The organism is Paraburkholderia sp. TE9906 (assembly GCF_056279605.1).
In genome coordinates this window covers 181548-201777 of record NZ_JBWCCT010000010.1, presented here as the reverse complement: position 1 = coordinate 201777, position 20230 = coordinate 181548, and the positions used below count along the sequence as shown (strand labels likewise).

At 60.8% G+C, this 20230-nt stretch carries 23 protein-coding genes; 10 read left to right on the top strand and 13 right to left on the bottom strand.

Going from position 1 to position 20230, the window contains the following annotated elements:
- Positions 1-4 precede the first annotated feature (4 nt).
- Positions 5-736 carry a YjbE family putative metal transport protein gene (locus ACZ9H4_RS26155; protein ID WP_476121580.1) on the top strand — a complete coding sequence of 244 codons (732 nt, stop codon included), beginning with the start codon at positions 5-7 and terminating at the stop codon, positions 734-736.
- Positions 737-936: 200 nt separating this feature from the next.
- On the opposite strand, the gene ACZ9H4_RS26150 is transcribed toward ACZ9H4_RS26155, so the two are convergent.
- Complete coding sequence (locus ACZ9H4_RS26150) at positions 937-1893, bottom strand: ornithine cyclodeaminase family protein (protein WP_408323342.1); 957 nt, start codon at positions 1891-1893, stop codon at positions 937-939.
- Between the two features lie 288 nt (positions 1894-2181).
- Between ACZ9H4_RS26150 and ACZ9H4_RS26145 the strand changes: the two genes are divergently transcribed.
- The 5 genes from ACZ9H4_RS26145 (at position 2182) to ACZ9H4_RS26125 (ending at position 4934) form a co-directional block, all read left to right on the top strand.
- The gene (locus tag ACZ9H4_RS26145) at positions 2182-2502 is read left to right on the top strand and encodes a 2Fe-2S iron-sulfur cluster-binding protein (protein WP_408147291.1); all 321 of its coding nucleotides are present in this window, start codon (positions 2182-2184) and stop codon (positions 2500-2502) included.
- A gap of 16 nt (positions 2503-2518) precedes the next feature.
- Complete coding sequence (locus ACZ9H4_RS26140; RefSeq protein ID WP_408147290.1) at positions 2519-2833, top strand: hypothetical protein; 315 nt, start codon at positions 2519-2521, stop codon at positions 2831-2833.
- A gap of 13 nt (positions 2834-2846) precedes the next feature.
- Complete coding sequence (locus tag ACZ9H4_RS26135; RefSeq protein WP_408147288.1) at positions 2847-3125, top strand: 2Fe-2S iron-sulfur cluster-binding protein; 279 nt, start codon at positions 2847-2849, stop codon at positions 3123-3125.
- A 92-nt stretch (positions 3126-3217) separates the two neighbouring features.
- Positions 3218-4072 carry an alpha/beta hydrolase gene (locus tag ACZ9H4_RS26130; protein WP_408323341.1) on the top strand — a complete coding sequence of 285 codons (855 nt, stop codon included), beginning with the start codon at positions 3218-3220 and terminating at the stop codon, positions 4070-4072.
- A gap of 169 nt (positions 4073-4241) precedes the next feature.
- On the top strand, positions 4242-4934 hold the full coding sequence (locus ACZ9H4_RS26125; protein ID WP_408147284.1) for a GntR family transcriptional regulator: 693 nt from the start codon (positions 4242-4244) through the stop codon (positions 4932-4934).
- 128 nt (positions 4935-5062) lie between these two features.
- On the opposite strand, the gene alc is transcribed toward ACZ9H4_RS26125, so the two are convergent.
- Genes alc through ACZ9H4_RS26085 form a run of 8 tightly spaced genes read right to left on the bottom strand, consistent with a single transcriptional unit; the run spans position 5063 to position 11089 of the window.
- Positions 5063-6067, bottom strand: a complete 1005-nt coding sequence (gene alc, locus ACZ9H4_RS26120) for an allantoicase (RefSeq protein ID WP_408152313.1) — start codon at positions 6065-6067, stop codon at positions 5063-5065.
- Positions 6068-6107: 40 nt separating this feature from the next.
- Positions 6108-6776, bottom strand: coding sequence for a DUF1989 domain-containing protein (locus ACZ9H4_RS26115; protein WP_408147280.1), 669 nt, complete (start codon positions 6774-6776; stop codon positions 6108-6110).
- Positions 6773-7576: an amino acid ABC transporter ATP-binding protein gene (locus ACZ9H4_RS26110; protein ID WP_408323340.1), complete on the bottom strand. Its 804-nt coding sequence runs from the start codon at positions 7574-7576 to the stop codon at positions 6773-6775. The genes ACZ9H4_RS26115 and ACZ9H4_RS26110 overlap by 4 nt, the downstream gene beginning before the upstream one ends.
- 5 nt (positions 7577-7581) lie before the next feature.
- A complete protein-coding gene (locus ACZ9H4_RS26105) occupies positions 7582-8256 on the bottom strand; it encodes an amino acid ABC transporter permease (protein WP_408152311.1) in 675 nt (224 codons plus the stop codon).
- On the bottom strand, positions 8253-8936 hold the full coding sequence (locus tag ACZ9H4_RS26100) for an amino acid ABC transporter permease (RefSeq protein ID WP_408152310.1): 684 nt from the start codon (positions 8934-8936) through the stop codon (positions 8253-8255). Before ACZ9H4_RS26100 ends, ACZ9H4_RS26105 begins: the two co-directional genes overlap by 4 nt.
- An 18-nt stretch (positions 8937-8954) precedes the next feature.
- The gene (locus tag ACZ9H4_RS26095; RefSeq protein ID WP_408152309.1) at positions 8955-9590 is read right to left on the bottom strand and encodes an urea carboxylase-associated family protein; all 636 of its coding nucleotides are present in this window, start codon (positions 9588-9590) and stop codon (positions 8955-8957) included.
- Positions 9591-9602: 12 nt separating this feature from the next.
- Positions 9603-10220 carry a DUF1989 domain-containing protein gene (locus ACZ9H4_RS26090; protein ID WP_408147270.1) on the bottom strand — a complete coding sequence of 206 codons (618 nt, stop codon included), beginning with the start codon at positions 10218-10220 and terminating at the stop codon, positions 9603-9605.
- 20 nt (positions 10221-10240) lie between these two features.
- A complete protein-coding gene (locus ACZ9H4_RS26085) occupies positions 10241-11089 on the bottom strand; it encodes a transporter substrate-binding domain-containing protein (RefSeq protein WP_408147269.1) in 849 nt (282 codons plus the stop codon).
- Positions 11090-11308: 219 nt separating this feature from the next.
- On the opposite strand from ACZ9H4_RS26085, the gene ACZ9H4_RS26080 reads away from it, so the two are divergent.
- Complete coding sequence (locus ACZ9H4_RS26080) at positions 11309-12274, top strand: MurR/RpiR family transcriptional regulator (protein ID WP_408147267.1); 966 nt, start codon at positions 11309-11311, stop codon at positions 12272-12274.
- Here the strand turns inward: ACZ9H4_RS26080 and ACZ9H4_RS26075 are convergent.
- From ACZ9H4_RS26075 to ACZ9H4_RS26060, 4 genes are all read right to left on the bottom strand, one after another.
- Positions 12261-13190 (bottom strand): LysR family transcriptional regulator, encoded by a 930-nt coding sequence (locus tag ACZ9H4_RS26075; protein WP_408152307.1) that lies wholly within the window; start codon positions 13188-13190, stop codon positions 12261-12263. The two genes, ACZ9H4_RS26080 and ACZ9H4_RS26075, sit on opposite strands and share 14 nt — an antisense overlap.
- Positions 13191-13547: 357 nt before the next feature.
- Complete coding sequence (locus tag ACZ9H4_RS26070) at positions 13548-13775, bottom strand: hypothetical protein (RefSeq protein WP_408152306.1); 228 nt, start codon at positions 13773-13775, stop codon at positions 13548-13550.
- A 52-nt stretch (positions 13776-13827) separates the two neighbouring features.
- A complete protein-coding gene (locus ACZ9H4_RS26065; protein ID WP_408152305.1) occupies positions 13828-14682 on the bottom strand; it encodes an SDR family NAD(P)-dependent oxidoreductase in 855 nt (284 codons plus the stop codon).
- A 267-nt stretch (positions 14683-14949) separates the two neighbouring features.
- Positions 14950-15864, bottom strand: a complete 915-nt coding sequence (locus ACZ9H4_RS26060; protein ID WP_408147259.1) for a LysR family transcriptional regulator — start codon at positions 15862-15864, stop codon at positions 14950-14952.
- Positions 15865-16070: 206 nt separating this feature from the next.
- Here ACZ9H4_RS26060 and ACZ9H4_RS26055 point away from each other — a divergent pair, with 206 nt between their 5' ends.
- From ACZ9H4_RS26055 to ACZ9H4_RS26045, 3 genes are all read left to right on the top strand, one after another.
- Positions 16071-17126, top strand: coding sequence for an aldo/keto reductase (locus ACZ9H4_RS26055; RefSeq protein ID WP_408147257.1), 1056 nt, complete (start codon positions 16071-16073; stop codon positions 17124-17126).
- A 289-nt stretch (positions 17127-17415) separates the two neighbouring features.
- Positions 17416-18495 carry a Gfo/Idh/MocA family protein gene (locus ACZ9H4_RS26050; RefSeq protein WP_408152304.1) on the top strand — a complete coding sequence of 360 codons (1080 nt, stop codon included), beginning with the start codon at positions 17416-17418 and terminating at the stop codon, positions 18493-18495.
- Between the two features lie 79 nt (positions 18496-18574).
- Complete coding sequence (locus tag ACZ9H4_RS26045) at positions 18575-19918, top strand: MFS transporter (protein WP_408152303.1); 1344 nt, start codon at positions 18575-18577, stop codon at positions 19916-19918.
- The last annotated feature ends 312 nt before the right edge of the window (positions 19919-20230 follow it).

The window sequence follows — 20230 nt, the reverse complement described above, 5'->3', positions numbered from 1 at the left end:
TCCAATGACGTTTCCAGGCTTGCCGGCCCCGCTCGCTCATGACGGCTGGGCCGTACTGCAGATCGTGTTCTTCAATGTGCTGTTGGGCGGAGACAACGCGATCGCCATCGCGATGGCCTGCCGCTCCCTCGCGCCGCGTCAGCGACGTATCGGCATCATGCTCGGCACGGTCCTCGGCATCGTGCTCCGGTTACTGCTGATCGGCGTGATTGGCGCGGTGTTCGCCGTGCCATACATGCACGTGATCGCCGCTGCGCTGCTGGTGTGGATCGGCGTGCAAATGCTCCAGCATCAGAACGACGAGGAAACCACGCACGCCGCCTCGGCATTGTGGCGCGCGGTCCTTACGATCGTCTGCGCCGACTTCGCCATGAGTCTGGACAATGCGGTTGCCACGGCGGCCATCGCGCAAACGCTGCCGGAAGCCTCTCGGCTGTTTTACGTGTTCATGGGTCTCGCAGTGGGCGCGCCGGTCATTGCCTTTGGCAGTAACGCGATGATCGCGGTTCTGAAACGTCTGCCTGCGCTGACCTATGTTGGTGCGGCGCTGCTCGGCTGGATTGCGGGCGACATACTGCAAGCCGACCGCCATGTCGATAGCGCGTTACAGCAGATTGGTGGCGGCATGTCCGGCTCACCGTTTGGCATCGATGCGGGATTTCTGGTCAGCGTGGCGATCGCCATCTTAGTCCCGCTTGTCGGTCACATGCTCATGCGGCGACAGGTGCAAGGCTGAGACCTGGCAGCGCGGGCGGCGTGCCCAACTGCTGGCGCTATCTCTGACGCGCCGCCGGCGTTCGACCAAACGCGCCGGCGGCCATTCACCCGGTTGGACCGGCGCGCTTCCCGTGCGTGCCCTTCTCTCTCGCAACGCGTTCAATCAGCGGCAAGCGCGCAACACCCACACGGCCGGCTCACGGGAGACCTTCATGGCAGTCACGCCAAAGTCGGTGCGACGCCCGGCGCGGCAGCGTGGCCGGTCGCGCGCGCATAGGCGCGGGCGGCCAGCGCGACATCCTGCAAGCCGATCCCAACAGCCTTGTACAACACGATGTCGCTGTCGTCGCGGCGTGCCGTGGCGGGGTCTTCGAGCACCGCGCCCAGTTCGACCACGTCGTCCCAGGCGAACGTGCCCGGCGCAGTCTGTATCAGATCGCCCGCTTCCTCTCGCGCCTGTTCGCGCAACTCCACCACGATTCGCGATGCACGCGACACCGTCGTATCGTCGAGTTCGCGCGTGTACGGCAGGCTCGATCCGATCGCGGCGATCGTGGCGCCCGGAGACAGCAGATTGCCGTCGAACAGTGCACCAGTCGCACGGGTCGCCGTCACGACGACGTCCGCGCCTTCAACCGCGTCCCCGGCGCACGCCGGACACGCCTGGACGCCGCGCTCCGCATACGTGCGATTGAGGTCGTCGGCAAGCTCAGCCGTTCCTTCCAGTCCAACGATTCGAAACTCTCTGAGCGACGTGAACGCCGCAAGCGCGTGCGCGTGGGCACGTCCCTGTACGCCGGTGCCGAACAGGGCGACGGTGCGTGCGCCGGGTTTGGCCAGCGCCCGCAGCGCGAGCACCGTCGTCGCCGCGGTGCGCAAGCGGGTGATTGCGTTTGCTTCGAGCGTGGCGAGCGGCCGGCCGTCGTCGGTTGAAAAAAGGATGATCGAAAAGTTGAATCGCCCAGCGATGGTCGAGTACACCTTGGCGCCGGCTACGCCCAACTCCGGAACGACTGCGCCGAGCGTCGACAGCTTCACGCCGCCGGCCTCGGTGCGCACGCGCCGCTGCACGGCGGCGTCGCCGCGCGCGAAGGTGCGAAAGGCAATGTCGAGCGCGGGAATTGCGTCGTCAAAGCCGATCAGTTCGTCGATCTGCTGGTCGGTCAGATGAATCATCGGATGCCACTCCTTGAAGGGTGAAAAAACGCCGGACGGGTCGCCAGATGCGTGCGCCCGACAAATTGACAACTTGACGATCAAATTAAAGTATACGGTATACTGCAAATAGAGCTTGGGCATTGGTGAGTTGCCTTTACCGCGCCGCCCAAAAGGACTGTTGGGTGGATCGACGTGATGCAGAGCAAAAATTGAGAACGCCGATCGCCGCTATTGTATACGATGTACATTCTTAATGTCACTCGGCGTGCCGCCTTACTTAATCGCGGCTAGAGCCAGGAGAAAGCAATGCCAAACGTGGTCTTTCACAGAAACGGCGAGTCGTACCGTGACTCGGTCAAGGACAACACCAATCTCGTGGTGCGCGCCGGCATCCGGCAGTTTCCATATCCGCACCTGCGTTATGGGTGCGGCATGGGGAAATGCGCGCAATGCGCATGCGTGGTTATCAGCGGGGCCGAGCATCTGCCCGAACCGAACTGGAAGGAGCGCAAGCAGCTCGGCGAGCGTCTCGCACGAGGCTATCGCCTCGCCTGCCAGCTATGGATTGATCACGACATCGAACTGGCACAGAACGACACGCCCCCTGACGACACACTACCTGCATGACTTCAGCCATCGCGCCATGTACATCATTCTGACCAGCAAGCCGGGACAATACCGCAGCGAAGTCACCGACGGCCTGCAACCCTTGCAGTCGTACGTGTACCGCTACGACAGTCGACACGTCGCCACCTTCACAATTGCCGAGTTGCAGCGCGAAACGCGCGTGAGGATCTTCGATGAAGCCACACCCGCCAATGTCAATTTCGTGCCGACCAAGTTCTTCGACCACTTCGACACGCTCGAAGCGGCTTTTCAATCACTGTCCCATCTCGCAGGTGCGAGTCACGCCGATGCGGAGATCGTGCCGCTCGACAAGCCGGCCGGCGCTTCTTGAACAGGTTTATCTCATGATTCAGGTCACTTTCATCACGAACGGCGGCAAAACCGTGCAAGCGCCGCCCGATAGCAACCTGCTGCGCGTGTCGTTGCGCGAGCAGGGCGGCATTCCCTTCAAATGTGGCGGTGGACTCTGCGGCACCTGCAAATGCAAGGTCGAGCAGGGAATGGAAAATACGGACACCGTGAAGGCCAAGGAGAAACGCCACCTCAGTGCGGAGGAACTCGCGGCGGGCTATCGCATGGCCTGCCAGACGTTCGTCAAAGGCGACGTGAGCGTGTCATGGTGAAGCCCGATCCCGCCATGGAACCGTTCAGCGCGCTTGCCGAAACAGACCGCCGCGCCATGCATGCGCTCGGTCCTCGTTGGGGCGAGGATATCGTGAGAAATCGCAAAATGGTGGTGGACGCCTATACGCCGATAGCGGCCGCGGCGCCCAAGCTCGCGGCCGTCGAGCGCGACGTGCGTTACGGTCCGCACGCGCGGCATACGCTCGACATCTTTTTGCCGCCCGCATCCGTTCACGAACATGGCGACGGCGCGTTGCGCGACGCCGTGGTGTTTGTACACGGCGGAGCCTTCGTCCGCGGCAACAAGAGCGTGAATGGCGAAATCTACGACAACGTGTGCCACTGGTTCGCCAACCAGGGCGTCGTCGCGTTCAATATCGAATACCGGCTGGCCGACGAGGCACCTTACCCGGGTGGCGCGCAAGACGTTGCGGACGCACTTGTCTTTGTCCGCGGACTGGCTTCGCACACGAGATTCGATCCGCGCCGGATCTTCGTCATCGGTCATTCGGCAGGCGGCGCGCATGCCGCAGCGTATCTGTTCGATCCAGCACTAGCCGGCCGGGTCGGCGAAACCGATGTCGCGGGACTGGTACTCATCAGCGCCCGTGTCGTCGCCGATGTGCGGCCTGGCAATCCCAACGCGCAACCGGTGCGCACCTATTTCGGCGCGGACGAGTCGCTGTATGCCGCACGCTCGCCGCTCACCCACGTCACGCGCTCGTCTGTACCGCTGATGATCGCCGTGGCGGAATACGAGAACCCGTATCTGGATGAATACGGCGCGCAGATGTTCGTCGACGTGCTGCGCCATCGCGGCGTGCCGCCCAGGTTCGTGCAACTGCGCGGCCACAATCACACGTCGATCGTGGCGCACTTCAACTCTGGGGAAACCTATCTGGGCAGCGAAATTCTTGCCTTTTTAGCCAGCGTGCCGCGCGGTTGACCGCACGCGATTCCGTATGCATGCGGTTCGCAAACGATCGCGGCATCAGGGCGGCGGCCTTCGAATCAGCCGAATGTGGTATGCCGTGTACTGTCTACAACGCTCCGTCACTGAGTTAGAATATTCGATATGCCGGCGCCGCCGGCGACGTCCAGCGTATGGAGACTTAATGAGCACCCACCCCGATTCGCCGGCCTCCACAGGCAAGCAGGAGCGATCCGCCCCGATTCGGCACAAGCAACTGTCTGAACTTGTCCTCGTTCGCATCCGCGAATCCATCATGACAGGCGCTTACGCACCAGGCGACCGTCTGGTTGAAGGACGCATTGCCGAAGATCTGAATGTGTCGCGCGTGCCGGTGCGCGAAGCGCTGCGGGCGCTGGCGGCGGAAGGACTCGTTGAAGTGCGGCCGCGTCATGGCGCGGTGGTCGCTTCGCTCGAACCGTCGTCCGCACGCGAGATGGTGCAGATCCGCGCCACCCTGGAAGGCTTGAACGCCCGTCTCGCTGCCGAGCACTGCACGCAGCAACTGGTCGCGGAAATCGAGGAAGTGCTCGCCGAGGGCAATGCGCGGGTGAGCAAGGGCGAAACCGCCGGGCTGCTCGACCTCAATGCGCGGTTTCACGATCTGCTCTACTCGGCCGGTGCAAACTCCATGCTTACCGACCTGATGCGCTCGCTGCGCGATCGCACACGCATGCTGTTCGTCAACACCAACGACGAGGAAATCCGCATAACCTGGGCAGAGCACGCAGCCATTCTGCGCGCCGTCCAGTCGGGCGATGCGGCACTGGCCGCCATGCTCGCAGAGCGGCACGTCCTGCGCGCCGCCCAGCACTACCTTAGCAAAATCGCCAGATGATCCCTGCAACGCGGCTGTGCGCGAGCCTGGAATCGCCCGCGGCCGGCCAACGGGCGGCTGCTTACGAGCGAGTCGGGCAACCGGCGTGAGCAGACTGCGGATTAATGCAGGCGAAGCCTTGCCCGCGATCAAGTCGAGGTGCGCCCCATCAGACTCAGCCGCGAGACGCCACCATCCGGCAATATGTTGAAACGCACATGTGTAACAGACATGTTTCGGGTTGGCGCAAAGGTATGTACCCTGTCCATCTCCAGCTTCTGCTCGTCGAGCAATACCGGCCAGAACATCGATTGCGTAATCAGGGACTCGTCCGTTCCCGCGCTGACGAACGCGCCTTGTAGCGAGCATCGGTCCGCAAAATTTCCCTTGAAATGCGCGGTGTCAACGCTGACCTGACTGATTTCACCGGGTGTCGCCAATTCGATGATGCACCAGTCGCAGCCTGGTTCGCGGCGTCGCCGGGTTTCCCAGCCTTCGCCCATGTTGGCCGCGCGCATCGGCAGCAGCAGGTTCGACGCTGAACCGTAATGTTGGTTGTTCGCGGCGACGATTCGCGCACCGTTCATCGCGGACGCGAGATCAAGTTCCGCGCGTGGCGCGAGTTCCCGGCGCGGCCGGCCATACACGCGAAAACGGGCTACGCCGCCGTCAGGATAGATATTGAGGCGCACGTGCGTATAGATTCCGCGAGTGGCCGAATCGATCGCGTGATAATGATGTGCGTTGCCGTTGAGCGCGGTCGCGGGCAGCACTTCAGTCCATTGTGCCTCGGCGGGCGGAATATCGTCGTCGCAACGGCATGCGTCGATCGACGCAGCCGGCGGAAAGTTGCCGGTGAAATGACTCGTGTCGATATCGACGCCCATCAATTCGCCCGCCACCCCCAGTTTGACGATGCAGAAATCGTGGCCAGTCTCACGCTTGCGGCGCGATTCCCAACCGTCCATCCATTTGCCGTTTTCGTCGTATTTGCCAGGAATGAAGACGGCCGGTTCCGGGTCAAGCATGCGTGCCATCGGTGCAAAGAAATCGTCACTGGTGAATACAGCCTGCGCGCCGAGTCGCGGGTCCGCGAGGTTGATGCCCGTGCGTGTGAAGGCGGGTGCGTCGGGATCGAAAGTGGGAAGTGCCATGTGTCTGTACGCGAAGTGATCGGTTAAGGGACTGGGACGCTCAGGCGGCCGGCACCCACGATTGCGTGCCTTGCAAATCCGACTCGAAGTTGTCGAGCACCGCAATTTCTACGGGCTTTGGCGTGTTGTCGCCTTGCCCCTGAATTTTCACGATGTCTTGCGGACAGGCGGAAAACGCGACGAAACAATCCATTTCCGCGCGCAACGTGATGTACTCGCCGGGCTTCGTCACGGTGGGCAAGGTATGGAGCGTGATGCCGTCGGGCTGCACGCGAATATTCATGAAGATGTTGAAGGACGCGAGGTTCTGGCGCGGCGGCGTGACGCCGAGTTCGAACATACCTTCGAACATGTTGTCGCAACAGTTGCGGTGATAGCCGCGCACGCCGAGCAGTTCATAGCGTTTGCGATCGCAGGCCGCCATGAAGGTGTCGTGAACGCCAGGCGTCGTATCCTCGACTACGGTCAGCACCGGATGACGTTGATTCGTCACGAAGCTGTCGCCGACGATCGGGTTCAGCCGCTGGTTCCACACGCGCGTGGTTTCCATGCACATGTATTCGTTCAGGTCGTACGCATTCCAGGCCCAGCAATCCACCACCTGGGTGCCATGCGTATTGATGACGCGCACGGCCTGGCCTGCTTTGAGTCGAACGGCTTTGCCGTGGCCGGCGGGAACGGTCGATGTGGGTTGATTCGTGTAGCTCATGAGCTTTTAGATTCCGAGTTGAAGCGGTAGAGAAATTGCTGGAGACGGGGCGACGACGGTGCGTCGAGCACCTCGGCCGGCGGCCCCTGTTCGACGATGCGTCCGCCGTCCATAAAGATCACGCGGTCGGCGACATCGCGCGCGAAGCCGATCTCATGCGTGACGACGATCATCGTCGTGTCATTCGCGGCGAGACCGCGCATCACCGCGAGTACTTCGCCGACAAGTTCCGGGTCGAGCGCGCTGGTCGGCTCGTCGAAAAGGATCACTTCCGGCGCCATCGCCAGAGTGCGCGCGATGCCCACGCGTTGCTGCTGTCCGCCCGACAGGTCCGCGGGCATCGCTGTGCGCTTGCCACTCAACCCTACTTGCCGCAGCGCTTCGACCGCGAGGTCGCTGGCGGCAAGGCGGCTCATCCGCTTGACCGACAGCAGGCCTTCCGCCACGTTTTCGAGCACCGTCATGTGCGGCCACAGATTGAAGCTCTGAAACACCATGCCGATCCGGCTGCGCTGCGCGCGGATCTCGCGGTCAGGACGTGGTCCGGTCGAGCCGTTCGCGTTTTCACGCAAACCGATCCGCTCGTCGCCGATCCAGACCGCGCCTTCGTCGGGCGGAGAAAGCCAGTTCAGGCAGCGCAGCAAGGTCGATTTGCCGGAACCGGACGGGCCGAGTACGCAGATCGTTTCGCCGCGCGCGACTGTCAGGTCGACGCCGTCCAGGATGCGATTCGGACCAAACGACTTGACGATGCCGCTCGCCTTCAACGCCACGCGCGTCGTGTTGCCGGATAGGTTCATGCTGATCACCGGGGCAAGGCGACCCGTTGGGGGCGCCCGAGGCGGCGTTCCCAATGACGGGTCGAGAGATGGATGACGGATGTCGCGGCCCAGTAGACCATCGCGACGATGAAATAGACTTCGAGTGGTGCGTAGGTGTCGGACACGACGGCTTTCGCGGCGAACATGAACTCATGAACCGAGATCACGGACAGCAACGCGGAATCCTTGACCAGACCGATCAACAGGCCGGTCAACGTGGGCAGTAACAGCGGCAGCGCCTGCGGCGTGATGATGCGTTGCGCGATTTTCGCCGGCGACATGCCGATGGCGACACCGGCTTCGACGGTGCCCGCGGGCACGGCGGCGATGGCGGCCTGAATCACTTCCGCGACGTACGGGCCGTAATAGATCGCGAGCGTTATGGTGCCGACGAGCGGCGCAGGCAACAGCACGCCAAAATCCGGCAAGACGAAGAACGTCACGTAAAGTAATACGAGCAAGGGCAAACCAAGCGTCAACGCCGTATAGCTGCGAATCAGCGCGACGAGCCACGGCGCGCCGCGACGCTGACCGATCGTCAGCAACACACCGAGTACGCCCGACATCGCCGCGCCGGCCGCACAGAGCCAGATCGTGCCGCCGAGTCCCTGCACGAGTTCGGGCCAATAACCTGACAGAACGCCGAGGTCGAACCTCATCGTGCGACTCCGGTTGCGATGCCTGCGGCGCGCGGTACGCGCGGCTTACGCTGGATGCGTCGCGCGGCGTAGATGACGGGAAGCGCGACCGCCAGATAGCCGACGCTGACGAACAACATCACCTGCGTCGACGTGTAGGTGCGCGCGATCACCATTTGTCCCGCATACGTGAGTTCGGTGACAGCCACGACCGACGCCAATGGCGTGGTCTTCAGCAGGATCGTGAATTCGTTGACGAACGCAGGCAAGCTCGCTTTCAGCATCTGCGGCAACGTAATCCGCAACGCGATGCGCCACGGCGCCATGCCGAGCGCAATCGCCGCTTCATACTGACCGGCCGTGACGACCCGGAGATTGCCGCGCAGGATTTCGGCCGTGTACGCCCCACTGTTCAGGCCGAGCGTCAGCGCGGCGGCCAGCATCGGTCGACCGCCCAGTCCGATCAGCGGTAGCGCGAAGAACAGCATGAACAGTTGCACGAGCGCCGGCGTGCCCCGCATGAAGCTGATGTAGAGGCGCGCGACCCAGCGTAGTGGCGCGATACGCGTCAGTTGCATCGCCAGTGCGAGATGGCCGAATACGACGCTGCCAGTCGCGCCAAGGAGCGTCAGTTCCACGGTCAGCAACCAGCCGTCGATCAACGTCGGCAGGCTATGGATCACTTGCGGGTCGAAGCCCATTGCGGCGTTTTCCCGGAATCAGAGTTCGTCGAGTTCTTCTGCGCTCGAGAGTTCGAGCGCACCAGGCGTGTCGTTCCCCGCAATTCCGGTGCAACACGCCGACACGATGAACGTCATATCCGTGACGACCCGACATGCGATGAAATCTCCCGCGCGCGTGGTGTTCGGCAGCGGTTCGATGCGGCCGTCTCGATGCAGTGCGACGTGCATGAACAGGTTGACCGGATCAGGCATCTTCGGCGGCTTGAGGCCGAGCGTGCCGATCACCGCGCCGACCGATTCGACGCAACCGGTCTGTCCGACGTAGCCTTGTTCGGCGAGATACGCGCTCGTGGATGCGGGCAGCAACAAGTCGTGCTTGCCGCTCGAATCCTTGCCGAGCACCATCATCGCGCGACGACGGTTGCTGACGATTCGCATGCCCGCCTGCAACACGTACGAATTGCTGAAGACACGCGTGTGATGGACCGACATGTAGACGTCGTCGTTGATGCGGCTGAAGCCGAACATCGATGCAACCGCACCGGGTTCTTTCGCCTCGATGCGCAGAATCTGGCCGGCCTTGACTTCGATGGCGCGGCTTTCGCCGGCGGGCACGGCGATGGTTTGCGGCGGCAGCGCGGGGCGTGCGGGCGGTTCTTTGAGAAGCAGCATGGTTGAGTCCGTTCAGGCGGCGACGGGCGCCGCGGGCAGGATGGAAATGGCAATGTCGGTGACCTTAAGGCCATTGCCGGGGATAATGTCCTGCGGACACGACGACACCGCGCACACCAGGTCTTCGAGTACATCGAAGGTGATGTGGTCGCCCGGCTTGCTGGTCGGATCGGTGACCTGCATCCGGCAGTCGGCGGTAACCGGGCCGTTCTGAAACAGATTGAACGGCTCGGGCACGTCGAACGGCGACAGACCGTACAGCGCGAGACCCGCGTGCATGTTGTCGAGACAGTTGCGATGCCCGATCACGTTGAAATCGACCGTGAAACGCGTGTCGTCGCACGCGGGCACATTGGCATCGTGAACACCGACCGTGTCCTCGACGACCCGCAGCAGAGGCCGTCCCAACGACGAATACAGCGCGTCGCCGACATTGAAAAACAGCGTGCGAAGCTGACGACGCGTGTGGGTCGGCGACAGCTTCTCGGTATGGTTCGAGGCGACGACCGCGACGAAATCGGCGGCCTGCTGGCCTTCCACATCTATGATCGTCAATCGTTGGCCGGCCTTCACTTCGAAGGTACGGCCATGTCCCGCCTTGACGGTGAGAGTCTGAACTGGATCTGTCATTTGATTCGGCCTGCTCGCGCTTACTGCTTGGGAATGAAGTCGGACGTCGGCGTATCGAAGCTCACCCCGAGATTGGCCTTTTGCAGGCGTGTGAGTTCGCCTGATTTCTTCATTGCGATGATTTCGTCGCTGATCGCCTTGTTCAGACGCGTATCGTCGGGGCGAGTCGCCCACGCGATCCATTGCGACGGGCCGAGCTCACCGGTCGATTTGAGCTTGCCGGGGTTCTGTTTGACCACGCCCGCGAGCACGGTCATATCGTCGAACACGAAATCGGCGCGGCGCGTCATCAATGCGGCCACCGTCTGATCGACGCTATCCACGCTGATCAGCGTGATTGGCGCAAGACCCTTGGCCTTCAGCGTTTCGTTGAACTGCTTGAGGATCTGCTCGGGCGCGCTTGCGCTCTTGACCGCCGCGGTCAGGCCCGCGAGCGATTCGATGGTGGCGTTCGCCGGAATCTTCTTGAAATCGGCACGTACGAGTGCGCCGTTGACGGTCTTGCTGGTCGGGACGACATACGCGAGACGCTTCGCGCGTTCGGCGGTCACGTTCAGCGCCGAACCCTCGATATCGAACGAATGCGCGAGCAGGCCGGGAATGATGCCGCTAAACGCCATGCGCTGATATTCGATCTTCACGCCGAGATGTTTCGCGACAGCCGCCAGGATGGCCGGATCGAAGCCGACGATGTTGCTGCTGGCATCTGTGTATTCGTATGGCGCGAAGGTCGGATCGATGCCGACCGTCATCGTGCCGCGACTCTTGATGTCGTCGAGCGTATCGGCGCTCGCGGCGACCGAGTGAATCAACGCGGCAAACGGCAACAACGCGGCAAGGGCAATGCTGGAGAGGCGGTGCTTCGACATCAGTAGAACTCCTGTAGACAGGTGGACGATGCCGGATGCAATGCATGATCCGTACCAGCGGGATATCTGAAACGTTCGTTTCAAGAATTATTGGATGAAAACATGTGTTTCCATATGGACTTGAGAGAAACATTGATTTCACGTTTTCGATGCCGGACCTATAATGAAGTTCATGCGAGATGGCGCTTATCTGCACTTGTCTCGTGCGGACAAGCCTAGATGCACGCTTCCGGTGCTGGCATCGCACCATCACGGGCAACCAATTTATCCACAAGCCAAATGTCAAACGCTCAGGCAAAAAAAGAGAAGCGACCCCTACCATCGATCGAAAGTCGGATTGCGGAATGCTATGACGAACTGTCTGAAATCGATCAGCGGCTTGCCGATGTGATTCTGAGTTCACCGGGACAACTGGCGATGCAAACCGCCACCGAACTGGCGGCGACCGCGCAAGTGTCGAAGGCAACCGCCACACGGTTCTTTCAGAAACTAGGGTATGCGTCTTATGACGATGCCCGAGCGATTGCACGAGCGGCACAGGTCGGCGGTTCGCCGTTATATCTACAGGACAGGGGGCGCAAGACGGCAGGCTCGAAACTCGACGACATCATCCAGGCCCATCTGCAGCACGAAGTCGAAAACATGGCGAACACCTATCGTTCGCTCGATACGCAAGTGCTAAGCGAGGTGGTCGACGCAATCGCGCAAGCACGACGCGTGGCGATCATCGGCTATCGACATAGCCACACGGTCGCCACGATGATCCGGCGCGAACTGATTCAGGTGCGTTCGGACGTGATGCTATTGCCCGCGCCCGGCGACACCATCGGCGAGTACCTGGCCGATCTGAACGCGAAGGATCTCGCGATCATCATTGGCTTGCGGCGCCGCGTGCCGGCGGTGGGCCTGGCTGCCACCGCGCTGGCCGAGGCAGGCGTGCCGGTTCTGTATATGTCGGATGTGATCGCGGGCAAACCTGCGCGGCTGGCGCGCTGGGTGATCCGATGCCATACCGATGGCTTGATGCTGTTCGACAGCAAGGCGGGTATGACGTCAGTGGTCAACCTGATTTGCTCGCTGGTCGCGGAACGCCTGCTTGAGCGCGGTAACAGTCATTTGCAGCGCGTCGAAGTTCTGCACGACAGCTTGCGTGAACTGGAGACCCGGTCGATCACACGGGGATAACGGCCTCCTTGTTTTCTTCAGCCTCACTTTGACGGTAGCGTTCGACGACGAAGTCGATAAATCTTCTGAGCGTCAGCGCCATACGCGGTTGTCCGGAGTAAAAAAGCCATACAGGCCGCTCATCGCCGCACAATTCGACATGCGTCAGTAGCGGCCGTAATGTGCCATCCGACAACTCACTTTGAATGAGCGACATTGACAGGCGCGCTATACCGAGGCCCGCCTGCACCGCGCGCTTTACCAGAAGCGGACTCTGCGTGTTCAGGATAGGTCGAACCTCCACGCGTTGTGTGCCGTGCTTGTCGCGGAAATCCCAGTAACGGCCAGGCGCGTCCGATGTCACGAGTACATCATGCGAAGAGAGCTCCAATGGTGTTCGCGGTAGGCCTCGGCGAGACAGGTATGCGGGACACGCGACAATCACATCCCGCGTCTGCGCGAGCGGACGGCAAACCAGCGACGAATCGCGCACGCCGCGCTCAGCGCTGAAGCAAACATCGGAATTCGCCATGATGTCATCCGTCATGTTATCGAATACCGTCAACTCGAACTGCATACGTGGCTCTTGCAGCCGATAAGCCGCCAGTAGCTCCAGCAAATCGATGGAGGCATAAGAAGAAGACGACGCAATACGTAGAGATCCGCCCGTCTGGCCCGCGGCCGTTGCCATGAACTCGTCCATCACGGAAATCTGCCTTAGCAGCTCTTCGCAATGTTTTGAGTACGATTGACCCGCAGCCGTCAGTGACACGCGGCGAGTCGTCCTGTTAACCAGGCGAACACGGAGGTGTTGCTCCAGTACTGCCACGCTACGCGTAACGGCCGAGTTCGAAATGCCAAGCTGTTTGGCCGCTTCCGCGAAGTTCAAACACTCGGCGACCTTGGCGAATATACGAATTGCAGCTAATTGATTCACGGCGTCGTCCTGTGTCACATTCCGGTGTTAGGCGCGAAGCGTCTTGCCATTCCTATTGTTGTAGACGCACCTCGACCGAAATCTGACCTTGGGATTACGTTTTTGTTATCTTGACGACAAATCGGCACCACGCGCACTTCTGGCTGCTTCCTCTCGCAGTCGCATCCGCGCGCTATCAATCTTGAAATTCGCGTTGTGGCTAGCCAGTCACTGCGTCCATGATCAACGTGGTTTGCCTTCGCATCCGGTGAGTCCACCCGTAGCGGTAATTCCGGACTATATGGACAGGTGTCCTCTATCGATTTACCCGTACCCTATTCCGGCATCTCACGGAAAGAGCGCTGCTGCGCTCGAAGATCAACGTATACGACCCACAGACGGCCGGCCTGCTGAACTGCCGGCAAAACGTGTGACGTCTTCGGCGTGGCGGAATGAGGCGACAGGCTGCGATTGTGTTCGGAATGTCGCACCATAGCGGGAAGCGGCCGTCACCGGTCCCTCGCCGAAGCGCATGCCCGTCGCAAGCCGTTCGACTGCCGCGTTCGTGATCCGGTATTTCAGGAAGCGCGGATCGAGTACATCCACGGCCGGATCGGGATACGTTTCTCTTTGTTGCCGCTTGGCGCCGACGCTTGAGTCAACGGGGCTGCTTGATGAACGCATCGAACGCCCTGGCGTAGTCCGGATGCCAGCGCGACAACGCGGGCCGGTTCTCTACGATATCGCCTGCCGCCCATAGAATGCGCAGTTCGTCGAGCGAACGCGGCACGTCGTTGTCGGGACACAGTATGTAGAAGTCGCCGGCATCGAGACGCTCGAACATGAAATCGACGGTCTGCTCGGGCGTCCATGCGGCGACGGGCTTTTCCGCGCGGCCTTTCCGTGTCAGGTCCGTGAACACGAAACCGGGAATCAGCAGATGAGCGCTAATCCGGCAGTCGGCGGTGTTGCGCAATTCATGTTGCAGCGCTTCAGTGAACGTTTTCAGACCGGCCTTCGCAACATTGTATGCGGGGTCGCCCGGCGGCGTCGTGATGCCTTGCTTTGAACCGGTATTGATCACGAGCCCCGGACGGCCGTGCTTGATCATGTCCGGTACGAAGATCTGCGTACCGTGGATCACGCCCCACAGGTTGACGCCCAGCACGCGCTCCCAGTTCCCGGTTGGACCGAACATCCCGCTGCCGGGCTGAATGCCGGCGTTGTTCATCAGCACATCTGTTCCACCGAACCGTTCGACGACGGATGCATGCAGGCGGCGAACATCGTCGGCGACGCTGACGTCGGTCTCAACCCCGAAGACGTCTTGTGTGCCGTTTGCGGTCAGCGCCGCGATTTCCTCTACGGCTTGCGCAATGCGGTCGGTGCCGAGATCGGCAATGCAGATGCGCAGCCCAAGCCGCGCAAAGCGTTTGGCAGCAGCCAGGCCAATGCCGGCGGCGCCGCCGGTGATCACGGCGACGCCGCCCGGGGTCATCGCAGAATGAGTCATCAGAATCCTCGTTGGTGCAGGAATCGCGACGCCAACAAACGACCGCGATTCCGATCTGTTGGAACAGTGAGTTAGCGATCCTAGCATGAACTATTTAGCGCGACCGACAGGGCTCTCGTTGGTTAGCGACCCTAAGTATAGTGCGGAAGGCTGCGACCTTCTGGCGACCATCCGGCCAGGTTCGCAGGATGTCCATTTCCCCCGGGGCGCCGGACATCGTGCCGGATCTTTTACGCCTCGAACAATCGCGCATGCATATGGCGAGCGTCAAGTCGCCACGACGGGCAATTTGAGCAAATCCAGGAAAGCACGGGCGACAGGTATGAGCGGCTCTCCCGCGCTTCCCTTAAAAACGGCCGCGAGTTCCCAGCAGGGTTCCTCGGCCTCGCGCAGGCTCGCCGTTGCGACCGGCGCGCCGCGCGTGTTGATTCCCCTTGTGGCGGCCACAGATTCGGGCACCATACTGATCGCAAGCCCCTGTGCGGTCAGTTCAAGCAACATCGGCATGTCGTTGACCTCGAAGCTGGTCCGGCGCTGCAGCCCTGCCGCCTCAAAAGATCGATCGACAAGCCGCCGCACGCTCCACTCCGGGCGTAGGTCGGCGAATGTTTCGTCGACGAGATCGGCTAGCGCCAGCTCGCGGGCGCCAGCAAGACGATGATGCGTCGCGCAGACGACGACCATTGCCTCGCATGCGAACATGTGCGATCCGAGATCGTCGAGCAGCGTATCCGGGGGCTGTGTGAACGCGAGGTCGAGGCGTCCTTCCCGCACCTCGTCGATCAATGCGCGCGATCCGTCCAGAGTCAATTCGATATCGATCCCACCAAACGCAGCCCGAAACTGCCCTAGCGAAGCGGGCAAGTCGACGAAAGGCGCGAGCCCGTGAATCGCACCGATACTCAGCCGGCCGCGTGCGAGCCCGTGAACCTGCGTGACGGCATGGCGCGCGTCACGCGCGGCGGCCAGTACCCGCCGCGCCTCTGCGAACAGCACTTCGCCGGCAGGCGTCAAAGCGACTCGCCTCGTGCTGCGATTGAACAACGGTCCGCCCAGGTCTTCTTCCAGTGAGCGGATCGACGCAGACAAGCCGGACTGCACGAGGTTGAGGCGGCGCGCCGCGCGCGTGAAATGCCGCTCTTCCGCGACCGCCATAAAATGCTCCAACTGCTTCAAATCCACGTTGACACTCTTTCTCAAAGAGACGATTAATCACGAAAACCGCACAATTGAATCATATCTTTCTATTGGAATGGTAAGTCAATCTCCGCTATCGTCGGACCTCCGGGGACGTCAAGGAACACTGGGCACGAAATTCGGGCGCAATAAACCTTAACGACCGCACGCCGGCTGCGAATCCTCGCAACATACATGGAGATTGCTTCATCATGGATTACCGTCAACTGGGCCGTTCGGGCCTCAAGGTGTCGACCATCACGCTAGGCACGATGACGATGGGAGGCAAAGGCAAATTCGCGAGCGTCGGCGAGGTCGGCCTCGACGACGCGCGCCGGCAGATCGACATATGCATCGACGCGGGCGTCAACCTGATCGATACCGCGGACGTCTATTCGAACGGTGCATCGGAGGAAATCGTCGGCCAGGCGCTCGGCGGCAAGCGCAAAGGCGGCGTGCTGATCGCGACGAAAGCCCGCTTTCCCATGGGTGACGGCCCGAACGACCGGGGCCTGTCGCGGCATCATTTGATAGAAGCCTGCGAGGCGAGCCTGCGCCGTCTCAAGACCGATGTGATCGACCTCTATCAGGTGCACGAATGGGACGGACTCACGCCGCTCGAAGAAACGCTTGAAGCGCTCGACCTGCTGGTCCGGCATGGCAAGGTCCGGTATGTCGGCTGCTCGAACTACTCAGGCTGGCACCTGATGAAAGCGTTGCATGTAAGCGAACGCGATCGTCTGTCGCGCTTCGTGAGCCAGCAGATACATTACACGCTCGAAGCACGCGAAGCGGAGTACGAACTCGCGCCTATCGCGCTCGATCAAGGCCTGGGCATTCTCGTCTGGAGCCCGCTCGCAGGCGGCCTGCTGTCGGGTAAGCACCGCCGCGACTCGACGCCCGAGGGCACGCGTCAGCTAGCGGGCTGGACGGAGCCGCCGATTCGCGACGCCGAACGACTGTGGTCGATTGTCGACACGCTTGTCGAGATCGCCGGCGAGCACAACGTCTCGGCCGCTCAAGTCGCGCTCGCATGGACGCTCGGTCGCCCCGCCGTTACGTCGGTCATCATCGGCGGCCGCAACGAGAAGCAGTTGCTCGACAACCTCGGCGCGGCGAATCTCAGGCTGAGCGCCGAACAGCGCGAGCGGCTCGACAAGGTGAGCGCGCCGCCCCTGCTCTACCCGTACTGGCATCAGGTGCAGACCGCGCACGATCGTCTTTCAATTGCTGACCTGTCGCTGCTGGGGCCCCATCTCAAGGCGTAGCGTGTGATGCGGCCGGGATCGCTCCCGGTCCGCCCTGCGAGATCGCAAGTCATACACCGATGCCCACCTTCGGCCGGATCGCAGTAGCTCCATCGTGAAGTCGACTTGTGTCTGCAGAGACTTCATTCACTTGACCGTGCGCCGTCGGGCCGCCTGCCACGTCATCAAGCCGACGGATGCGCCTTCACGCCAGGCGCCACGCAATCCACGACCAACATCGTGCGCTGCCACCAGGTCTGGTGGCGGCGCCTCGCTCGCTCTCAAACCAGCAACGTAACACCGAATTGCCATGATAAAACTCAGAACGGCCATTGTCGGCTGCGGAAAGGTCGGTCATTTTCATGCCCGGGCTCTCTCGAATCTCGAGAACTCGGACTTCGTCGCGGTATGCGGCACCTCTATCGATCGAGCAATCGCCTTCGGCAACCAATACGGCGTGCGTGCGTTCGATAACGTCGAAGAGATGATCGAGGCCGCGCAGGTCGACGTCGTATGCATCTGCACTCCGCATCCTCAGCATGCCCCCGTTGCGATCGCCGCCTTGAAGAGCGGCTGTCACGTTCTCGTGGAGAAGCCCCTCGCTTCTTCGCTCGAAGACTGCGATGCCATCCTTTCATGTGCCGAAGCGTGCCGGCGTACGGTCGGCGTCGTGTGCCAACGGCGCTTTTATCCGTCCGCGATGCGAATCAAGCAGGCCATCGATGCGGGCAAGATCGGCCGCCCTGTGATCGGCAACGTCGTCATGCTCGGATGGCGCGACCGCCAGTACTACGAAAGCGATCCCTGGCGTGGCTCGTGGGCCGGCGAAGGAGGAGGCGTGCTCGTCAACCAGGCACCTCATCAGCTCGATCTGCTTCTCTGGTATCTGGGCGACATCGATGAGGTCTACGGCGTGTGGAAAAACGTCAACCACGACTACATCGAAGTCGAAGACACCGCGGCGGCCATCATCAAGTTCAAAAGCGGCGCGATTGCCAACGTCCTGGTCAGCAATTCACAGAATCCTGCTTTGTATGGGAAGGTCCATATTCACGGAGACAACGGCGCGTCGGTCGGCGTGCAGACGGACGGCGGCGCGATGTTCATCGCCGGCGTCTCGACCATCACCGAACCGCCTTACAACGATATCTGGACGATCAGAAGCGAAGAAGCAATGCTCGCCGAGTGGAAAAAAGCGGATGCGGAGTTTTTTAATTCCGCGGATTCCCTGTACTTCTATCACGAGCAGCAGATAGATGATTTTCTGACTGCCGTCGGCAACGGCACGAAGCCTTTGATCGACGGACTGGACGGCCGCAAGACCGTGGAACTGTTCACCGCTATTTATCGCAGCACGCAGAACAATGCGGTTGTAAAGCTCCCACTCTGAGCAGGAGAACGAAGCCGGTGTTCCAGGCAGGCAATGTACGTCTGGGCGTGCCTCCGGACGGCTTCTTTAATTCGAAATCATGAAAACAACAAAGACCCGCTATTTCATTGTCTTTCTACTATTCATAGTCACGGCCATCAACTACATGGATCGTGCGAACCTATCGATCGCGGGTAGCAGGATCCAGGGGGACTTCGGCCTTTCGCCGACCCAGCTCGGCCTGCTCTTTTCGATGTTCACGTGGACATATGCGGCCGCCCAGCTTCCCGTCGGGTATCTCCTGGATCGAATCGGATCGAGAGTTCTGTACGGCAGTGCAATAGTCATCTGGAGCGCATGTACATTCGCGATGGGCTTTGCTTCGCATCATCTTTTCGCGGCCCTGGGCGCCTCGTTTGCGGTGCTGCTGGTCTGCCGGGCCCTGATTGGGCTCGCTGAAGCGCCGTCGTACCTCTCGAATACGAAAATCGTCGCGAACTGGTTTCCGAAGAACGAACGCGCACGGGCGACGGCGACCTATATCAGTTCGCAATACATCGGTCTTGCATTGTTCACCCCGGTCCTGACTTTTCTGACGAGCCGCTACGGCTGGCAAATGGTTTTCTATGCAACCGGTGGCGTAGGGATCGTCTTTGGGGTCTACTGGCTGATTGTTTATCGCGACCCTAAAGACAGCAGCAGAACCGCTCAGGTCGAGCTCGACCTTATCAAGGCCGGGGGTGGCTATGGGTCTGAGGATCAATCCACGGTCGGCACCGTGGTCCAGAGAGACGACGTGCTGTACTTCCTCAAGAACAAAACTGTCTGGGGCCTGTTCATCACGCAGTTCGCCTATAACTCGACGCTGATCTTCTTCATGACATGGTTCATCGTCTACCTCGAGAAGGCATTGAATCTCACGCTTTCCAAAGCGGGACTAGGCGCATCCATTCCTTATCTCATGGCGATGGTCGGCATGCTGGCGGGTGGCTTCCTCAGCGACAGCCTCCTGAAAAGAGGTAAATCGGTCACTGTCGCGCGCAAGGTGCCCGTGATAGTCGGCCTCGTGTTGACAGCCATGATCGTCACCGTCAATTTCTTCGAGAACCAGCCTGTCATTGCAATCGGGATCCTTTCGCTGGCGTTCTTTGGAAACAACGTCGCGAATCTCGGCTGGGTGGTATTTACGGACGTCATTCCTCGCAATTTCATCGGTACGATGGGCGGCTTCCTGAATCTGTTCGGCAATCTGTCAGGCATTGCCACGCCCATCGTTTTCGGCGTGATCCTGCAACGCACGCATAGCTTCCACTATGCGATGTGGTACGTCTCGATCGTCGCGGTTCTGGGCATCCTTTCGTATATCTTCCTGGTCGGCAAAATCGAAATGATCGTGCCGCCAAAGAAGCGGCAGCCAGACGTGTACCGGGTTATGTCGAAGTAGGCTGCCACGCGTAGGCATCTGGTGTTGCGCGAATGAAGTTTGATATCCCTGCGGGCGACAATGCGACACGCCGGCCGCTGCTTTGAAACTCTAGCTCCCGCGGCTCCTCTTTTCATTGAAGTCTGGATATTTCTCGCGGTGGCCGATGCTGCCGTCGAGCCCTGGGGGTCACCGCCACCGATTGCTTTTCATCGGCTCCGAACTCCGAGGCCGACGCACGAAATAGGTGTAGATAAGTTTTCGATTGCGAGCGTTTCAAAACAACCATGCGATGCTCAAACGATAAGGCCGAACCTTGTGAGCTGCTGCGAA